Below are 1207 nucleotides of genomic sequence, written 5' to 3' on the forward strand. Positions count from 1 at the left end.
CCGTCGGAGGTGACGGTGAGTTCGATTTCGGCGGGTTGGCCGGGGGCGTGGCCGTGGGTGAGGGCGTTGGCGAGCAGGTTGGTGACGGCTCGGCGCAGCAGGTCGGGGTCGGCGGCGACGACGGTGGGCTCGGTGCGCAGGGTGATGACGTTCTCGCCGGTGTGGGTGTCGTCGACGACGGTTTCGACGAGCTGGTCGAGGCGCAGGGGTTCGGTGGCGAGGGTGGTGACGCCGGCGGTGAGGCGGGCGCGGGTGAGCAGGCCGTCGACGAGGTCGCCCATGCGGGTGGCCAGGCTGACGGTGCGCTTGAGTGCCTCGGTGCGGGCGGCGTCGTCGCGCAGGGCGGTTTCGGCGAGCAGGCGGAGGGAGGCGGCGGGGGTGCGCAGGTCGTGGGCGGCGTCGGCGAGGAAGGTCTCGTGCTGGTGCACGGCGGTCACGGTGGGCCGGATGGCGCGGCCGGAGAGCAGGTGGCCCGCGAGCGCGGAGAGCGCCAGCGCGACGGCGCAGCCGGCGGTCAGCAGGAGGGCCAGGTCGCGGTGGGCGTCCTGGTCGGTGGTGGTGTCGGCGGCCACCATGACGACGCCGCCCGCGCTCTTGTCGTCCGGACCGGTGAAGACCTGGGCGAGGAGGCGCAGCGAGTGCCCGTTGTCGGTCCGGGCGTCGGTCTTGGCCATGCTGTCGTCCAGCACTGCTGCCTGGGCCGCCGCGCGGATGTCGGTGTCCCGGACGTGCACGCAGGGTTGGCGCGGGGTGTAGACGGTCCTGAGGCTGTCGCCGGTCCCGGTCAGGACGGTGACCGGCGGGCAGGAGGTGTCGACGAAGTCGGGCAGGTTGCGGGTGTCGAGCTGGCCGTTGTCGTCGTAGGCGAGTTCGGCGATGGTCTGGGTGGCCTGCAGCTTGAGGGCGTCGTCGGTCTGGTGGCGTCGCGAGACGTCGTCGTTGTGGACGGCGAAGGCTGCCAGCGCGACCAGGCCGATGGTGCTGGTGAGCGCGTACAGGGCGGTGAGGCGCCAGCGCAGTCTTCGGGCCCGGTTCTCGGCCGGTGTCCGCCGGGGCGCCTTCCGGAATCGGTGGAGGACGGCCTTCATCGTCTGTCCTCGGCGGGGGCCAGTCGGTAGCCGATGCCCCGGACGGTGTGGATCAGGGGAGGGTCGCCGAGCTTGCGGCGCAGCTGGGAGACGAGGACGTCGACGACGTTGGAGTTGGG

2 protein-coding genes are annotated in these 1207 nt (G+C 72.7%); both read right to left on the minus strand.

The annotated features are described in order from the left end of the window. Positions 1-1088, minus strand: a 1088-nt coding sequence (locus ACGF12_RS38665) for a histidine kinase dimerization/phospho-acceptor domain-containing protein (RefSeq protein WP_393041382.1), incomplete at its 3' end; no start/stop codon positions are given. Then, on the minus strand, positions 1085-1207 hold a 123-nt coding region (locus ACGF12_RS38670), incomplete at its 5' end, for a winged helix-turn-helix domain-containing protein (protein ID WP_393041385.1). The genes ACGF12_RS38670 and ACGF12_RS38665, both read right to left, overlap by 4 nt.

Origin of the sequence: Kitasatospora sp. NPDC048296, from assembly GCF_043201815.1 — a bacterium.
Lineage (GTDB): Bacteria > Actinomycetota > Actinomycetes > Streptomycetales > Streptomycetaceae > Kitasatospora.